The 6,140-nt window shown below is 31.4% G+C and carries 6 protein-coding genes; all 6 read left to right on the top strand.

The window, feature by feature from the left end; translation table 11 throughout:
• Positions 1-302 precede the first annotated feature (302 nt).
• The 6 genes from QBK95_RS22740 to QBK95_RS22715 all read left to right on the top strand — a co-directional run bounded on the left by QBK95_RS22740 (position 303) and on the right by QBK95_RS22715 (position 5,821).
• Positions 303-800, top strand: coding sequence for a hypothetical protein (locus QBK95_RS22740; RefSeq protein WP_280936867.1), 498 nt, complete (start codon positions 303-305; stop codon positions 798-800).
• A 204-nt stretch (positions 801-1,004) separates the two neighbouring features.
• Positions 1,005-2,096, top strand: coding sequence for a serine hydrolase domain-containing protein (locus tag QBK95_RS22735; protein WP_280936866.1), 1,092 nt, complete (start codon positions 1,005-1,007; stop codon positions 2,094-2,096).
• A gap of 162 nt (positions 2,097-2,258) precedes the next feature.
• Positions 2,259-2,537, top strand: a complete 279-nt coding sequence (locus QBK95_RS22730; protein ID WP_280936865.1) for a hypothetical protein — start codon at positions 2,259-2,261, stop codon at positions 2,535-2,537.
• Positions 2,503-3,249, top strand: coding sequence for a hypothetical protein (locus QBK95_RS22725; RefSeq protein WP_280936864.1), 747 nt, complete (start codon positions 2,503-2,505; stop codon positions 3,247-3,249). Before QBK95_RS22730 ends, QBK95_RS22725 begins: the two co-directional genes overlap by 35 nt.
• A gap of 244 nt (positions 3,250-3,493) precedes the next feature.
• The gene (locus QBK95_RS22720) at positions 3,494-5,179 is read left to right on the top strand and encodes a tetratricopeptide repeat protein (RefSeq protein WP_280936863.1); all 1,686 of its coding nucleotides are present in this window, start codon (positions 3,494-3,496) and stop codon (positions 5,177-5,179) included.
• 42 nt (positions 5,180-5,221) lie between these two features.
• Positions 5,222-5,821 carry an SCO family protein gene (locus QBK95_RS22715; RefSeq protein WP_280936862.1) on the top strand — a complete coding sequence of 200 codons (600 nt, stop codon included), beginning with the start codon at positions 5,222-5,224 and terminating at the stop codon, positions 5,819-5,821.
• The last annotated feature ends 319 nt before the right edge of the window (positions 5,822-6,140 follow it).

Below are 6,140 nucleotides of genomic sequence, written 5' to 3'. Positions count from 1 at the left end.
TTGTGAATATCAATACCAATGTATAAATTTGGTTGGGCAGTCAGTTCAGTTTTCATGTCTTATTGTTTTTGTGAACTTTAAAGATACTGGACTTACTGCTTTTTCATTGATGCTATAAGTAATACGGGTTTTGGTGCTTAACCCAAAATTTAGAGCTTTTAACAAAGACCGCCAAATCGTTGATTTGGCTTTTAAGAATGAAAAAATTAAAAACAAAATACAACGTTTTGGCTAAGTGCAAGCTTGAAAGTTCATCGCTTTCTACCGCCCTACTTGCCATATACTAAACGTTATAAACAATTATGAAATCGAGATTCGCAATATTAATATTTCTGATTTTACCAATTTTCGGTAACGCACAAGATTTTGAGCTGAAAAAACCAAACGTTGCGGAACTGAATGCAGAAATGAAAAAGACAAATTATACGCAAGACGTGACATACTTGTATCTAAATCGGAATTACAAGGTGGAATCTGAAAAATTAGAAGTTAAAAAGTATGACTATCCCGATTATGACATTTGTGCTTTTAAACAAAAATTTGAAAACGGAATTGTATACTCGGAAGAGCAATGTAGAGAAGCTGGTGGAATAACAACAAAACTAACTTTACCGAAAACCGACAAACAAAGTCTAATTCAATGGGTTGAATTAATTTTCAAAAGTTCCCCAATGGACATAGAACACGGATGGAACTCGGATAAAACCAAATTTGGACCGACTGACAATGGAGTTGGCTGTTATTACGAAATAAAAGAAACGGAAAACAATACGAAAATTGATATGTATTGTGGATGTTAAAAACTGTTTACAACACCATATATGTGATCATAGCAGCTAAGTGATGAACCGAATCGTTATTATACTTTTGGTAAGGCGCAATGCTTGCAGAATAGAAAAGTTAGCAACCAATGCGCAGAAAAATCAAAAAACAAGGTAACATTTTGCCCTGCTACGACACATATATTAAACGTTGGCTGTAATTAGAGGAAACCTACATAAATTATGAAAAAGTTTATTTTATTAAATGTTTTGCTATTGTTTTTTAGTTGCGGAAAAGAATTGAAAATTGCAACTGACAATCAAGACTCTAAAAATGGGCAAATTACTCAAAAGCAAAGTGAACTCATATTCGAAAAAATCAAATTCTTTCCAAACAAGACCCAAATTTCAATAGCAATTATTGAAAACAAAAGAGTCAATTTCTATGGTGTAAAAAGGGAGAAAGACAAAATAATTAGTATTGAAAATCATGATAGGGTTTTCGAAATTGGTTCTATATCAAAAGTATTTACTTCTACACTATTAGCTAGTTTAGTCCTAGATAACAAAATACACCTTGAAGATAATATTAGTGATTATCTAGGAATAGAATTAAATAACGAAGAGAAATTAACTTTTAAAGAACTAGCCAACCACACTTCTGGAATGCCAAGATTAGCTCAAAATAGAGGATTTGGACTATTCTTAGACAAATACAACCCATATAAAGATTATGGAGAGGAAAAACTTCTTGAATATATTACGGAAAAGATGGAATTAGGAGAAAAAAAATGGGCATATTCAAATGTAGGGGTGGCGTTACTAGGTTATACCCTTACCAAAGTAGCAAATAAGAGTTATCAAGATTTACTCTCTGATAGAATTTTTACTAAATACGAAATGAAAAATTCAACAACTAAAAGAAAAAATATTGAAAATAGACTCGTCAAAGGACTTAACCAAGATGGCGATGTAACACCAAATTGGGATATGGCTATCCATGTTGGAGCTGGGGGAATTTTATCAACTGTAGAGGACTTATCAAAATTTGCGATTGCTCAATTCAATAGTAAAAATATTGAATTGGAATTAACTCGAAAAAAAACTCATGAAATAAGAAAAGGTAGAAGTGTGGCATTGGGCTGGCATAAAATTAAGAACGAAAACATGAATGAATTTTATTCTCATAACGGAGGAACTGGAGGTTACACTTCGTCAATTGCAGTAGATGTTGAAAATGAAAATGGTGTAATTATACTTTCAAACGTTTCATCTTATCATAATGATTATGAATCAATTATCAGTCTATGTTACGAACTTTTCAATACTCTATAGTAAAAATAACTACCGCCAACAAAGTTTATAGTTAATAGCTATTACTTGCTAAACCTGATGTAAGTTATTTTTTATAAAGCTGGTATTTAACTCTAAATTTTGTAGATTTAATGACGCAACAAACCATGCACAAACCGTTAGCAGTAATTAAAAAAAACAGAAATGGCTACAATAAAAAGTGCAATGCGTTCATATGGAGCAGCAGTTCGCAGAATGGAAAGGGAACAGCAAAGAGATGCTCGTGAAGCGGCTAAAAGATTTAAGCAACAACAAAAATTAGAAGAAATTGAAAACGCACAACAAGCAGTTTCTGATTGGGAAAACTATGTTGATACAATACAGTCTTTGCACAAAAACTGTACTGAATCTATTGATTGGAACCAAATTAAAAATACTCTACAACCAAATGAACCTAAAAAAAGAATTTCTAAACGAATCTAAAGCCAAAAATAATTTAGAAAACTACAAACCATCATTCTTTGATAAAATATTTGGTTCAACACAAAAGAAAATAAATCGACTAACTAGTCTTTTAGAACAAGCTAAAAATGATGATACCAAAGAAAATGATTTAAAATATAACGAATATTTGGTGGAACAAAAAAATTGGAAAGAATTACAAAGAATCAGTAATGGAATAGAAAACAAAGAAACTGAATCGTATAATGATGCTTTACAATATTTTAATCCTTTTTCAGATGTTGGAGAGTTAGGAACGCAAATTAGTTTCAATTTTGAGAATAATCATATTGATATTGATTTGCACGTTAACAGTGTTGAAGTAATCCCTGATTATGAATTAAAACAGACTTCTACAGGGAAATTATCGAAAAAAAATATGCCAAAGTCGAGATTTAATGAATTATATCAAGACCATATTTGTAGCTCAGCAATAAGAATTGCAAGGGAAGTATTTGCCTATCTTCCGATTGAATATGCAAGAATTAATGCAGTATCTAAAATTGTGAATAGTAAAACAGGGCATTTAGAAGAACAACCAATACTTTCTGTAATATTTCCACCAGAAACGATTAACAGTCTGAATTTAGAAACAATCGACCCTTCTGATAGTATGCAGAATTTTGTTCATAATATGAAGTTTTCTAAAACAAAAGGATTTAGTATTGTAGAAAAAGTAGAGTTGGAAAAATAAAAACTACTGCCAACAAGGTGTCATAGTTAATGCGGGTTTTGGTGCTTAACTCAAAGTTTAGTGCTTCAAACCAAGTCCGCCAAATCTTTTGATTTGGCTTTAGAATAAAAAGATAAAACAAAATAAAAAGTTTTGGCTAAGTGTTTAATCGGAAATTCAGTAATTTTAATTCCCGAACTAACCATAGCCGAGCCGTTGTGCCCAATAGCAGAATTACACGCTTTAAATTAAAAAACTAAAACCAATGAAACATTCAATTGTCATATTAATCATTGCAAGTTTGTTCATAACATCTTGTAAAGACAAACAGCCAAAAACAAATCCCGATTTAGCTTCTATCGATTTCAAACGAGGAGAATTGCTATTGTGTGGTGACGGTCAGTTTGGGCAAATAAAATTTTCATTGTCATGCAATTATGAAACAAGAGAGGACTTTGATTTAGCTGTAGCTTTATTACATTCCTTTCAGTATACCGAAGCTGAAAAAGCATTTGTTAAAGTTATAGATGCAGACCCAAATTGCCCTATGGCGTATTGGGGAGTTGCAATGAGTATTTATCACGCAGCTTGGTTCCCGCCAAGTAAAGAAGAATTAGCTAAAGGATTTGAAGTTTTAAGAATAGCAAAAGAGTTATCAATGGATGACAAACAAAGAGATTATATAAATGCCATCGATGCTTTTTATACAGATTGGCAAACCGTAGATCATAAAACAAGAGCTAAACGGTTTGAAACAAAAATGGAAGGTATTTACTTAAAATATACTGACGATATAGAAGCTGCTATTTTTTATTCTTTGGCTTTGTTTTCAACAAGAGATAGAGTTGGCAAAGAATATGCAAACGAACGGAAAGCTGGTGCTATATTGGAATCTCTTTTTTCTGAAAATCCTAATCACCCAGGAATTGCACATTATATTATTCATAATTACGATAATCCTGTATTAGCACAAAAAGGTTTAAAAACTGCTAGGCGTTATGCAAGTATTGCACCATCATCTGCTCATGCGCAACATATGCCATCACATATTTTTACACGATTAGGTATCTGGCAAGAATCTATAGATTCTAACATACTATCATTGGAGAGTTCTAAATGTTATGCCGAAGCTGCTACATTTGTAGGTCCTTATTTCGAGGAAATACACGCTACAGATTATTTAGTTTATGCGTATCTTCAGAAAGGTGATAATGTAAATGCAGAATATCAATATAATTTAATAAAAGAATATAAAGTATTTCACCCTATGACTTTAACTGCCGTTACTTATCCATTAACTGCAATACCTGCAAGATTAACTTTAGAAAATAAAAACTGGGAACAAGCCGCTAATCTTCAACTGCATGAAATGGAACTAAATTGGAAACAGTTTCCTTGGCAAGAAGCAATATATCACTTTGCAGTTGCCATGGGAGCCGTTAATATTAATGATTTTAATAAAGTTGAAATTGAAATTGAAATTTTAAAGCAACTTCAACAAGATTTGATAGCTCAAAATGACAAAACAAAAGCCATACAAATTAAACAAGTTGAAATTCAATTTAAAACAGTCCAAGCTTGGTTATATTTCAGAAATAAAAACTATGAAAAAGGTCTTGCTTTAATGCAAGAAGCTGTTGAATTAGAACGAAATACTAGTAAACACCCTGTTACTCCAGGAGATGTTATACCTGCTATAGAATTATTAGGCGATATGCTTTTAGAACTTAATAAACCAAAAGAAGCATTGATAGCTTATGAAGAGAATTTAAAAAGACATCCTAAAAGATTTAACGGAATTTATGGGGCTGCAATTGCTGCAAAACAATCTGGAAATCCTGAAAAAGTAAAAGACTATTTTAATCAATTAATTGAATTAACTAAAGATTCCAATAGTAATCGTCCTGAAATATTGGAAGCTAATGAATATCTTAAAAATAATGCGATTTAGATGACTTCTTATAAACCACATTATATACTCATAATTATTTGTTTGAGTTCTATTTTATCTTGTAATCAATCCTCAAAAAAAGAACTCCCTATTTATAATCCTTCAGATTTAAACCCTGAACTGGTTGATAAAAACTCACAAAGCATAAACAAAAATCACAAAGTTTTAGATTTTCAATTAATAAATCAAAACGGAGAAGAGATTACCCAAGAAGATTATAAGAATAGTATTTATGTTGTAGATTTCTTTTTTACAAGATGCCCAAGCATTTGTCCAATAATGACAAATAATTTGGTGAAAATTCAGCAACAATTTTCTAACAGAAGAGATATTAAGCTTTTATCTATATCTGTAACGCCAACTATTGATAGTATCTCCGTTCTTAAAGAATATGCGAACGATAATGATGTAATAGATGCTAAATGGAATGTAACTACTGGAAACAAAAAACACATTTACGAATTAGCCAGAAAAAGTTATTTTGCCGTTGTAGAACAAGGCGATGGTGGACTGCAAGATTTTATTCATACTCCTAATTTTATACTAGTGGATAAGAAAAAACAAATACGCGGAGTTTATGATGGAACAGACGATACAGAAATTAATCGAATAATAAATGATATTAAAATATTATCAAACTAAACATAAAAAAAAACAAAACCACGGGGCACAACAACGTGTCCTATGAAAAGCACTAGTTCAGTTTTCCAAAATTAATATTTCTATTTTAATTATCTCATAATGATTACTTTGAAGTGTTTAAATGTTGGCAATTCTCTTCCTTTTGTTGCAAATTGTCAACATTTAAATACTTTATAACTTGCTCCGCATCCTATACGTGATCAGCTTCTAGAGCCGTCACCAGCATCTGTATGATTATAAGCTATAATAAACCTGGTCACTTGCTATAAAAATGTGATATCAATAATACGGATTCACCCACATTGTTTTGTGATACAGG

It is taken from the genome of Aquimarina mycalae (genome assembly GCF_029906345.1).
Taxonomy (GTDB): Bacteria; Bacteroidota; Bacteroidia; order Flavobacteriales; family Flavobacteriaceae; genus Aquimarina.
The sequence above is the reverse complement of the archived record's forward strand: the minus strand, read 5'-3'. Positions and strand labels throughout refer to the sequence as shown.

Coding starts and splice junctions, on each gene's coding strand:
- QBK95_RS22720 (WP_280936863.1), top strand. CDS start 3,494: ATGAAACATTCAATTGTCATATTAATCATTGCAAGTTTGTTCATAACA.
- QBK95_RS22730 (WP_280936865.1), top strand. CDS start 2,259: ATGGCTACAATAAAAAGTGCAATGCGTTCATATGGAGCAGCAGTTCGC.
- QBK95_RS22725 (WP_280936864.1), top strand. CDS start 2,503: ATGAACCTAAAAAAAGAATTTCTAAACGAATCTAAAGCCAAAAATAAT.
- QBK95_RS22735 (WP_280936866.1), top strand. CDS start 1,005: ATGAAAAAGTTTATTTTATTAAATGTTTTGCTATTGTTTTTTAGTTGC.
- QBK95_RS22740 (WP_280936867.1), top strand. CDS start 303: ATGAAATCGAGATTCGCAATATTAATATTTCTGATTTTACCAATTTTC.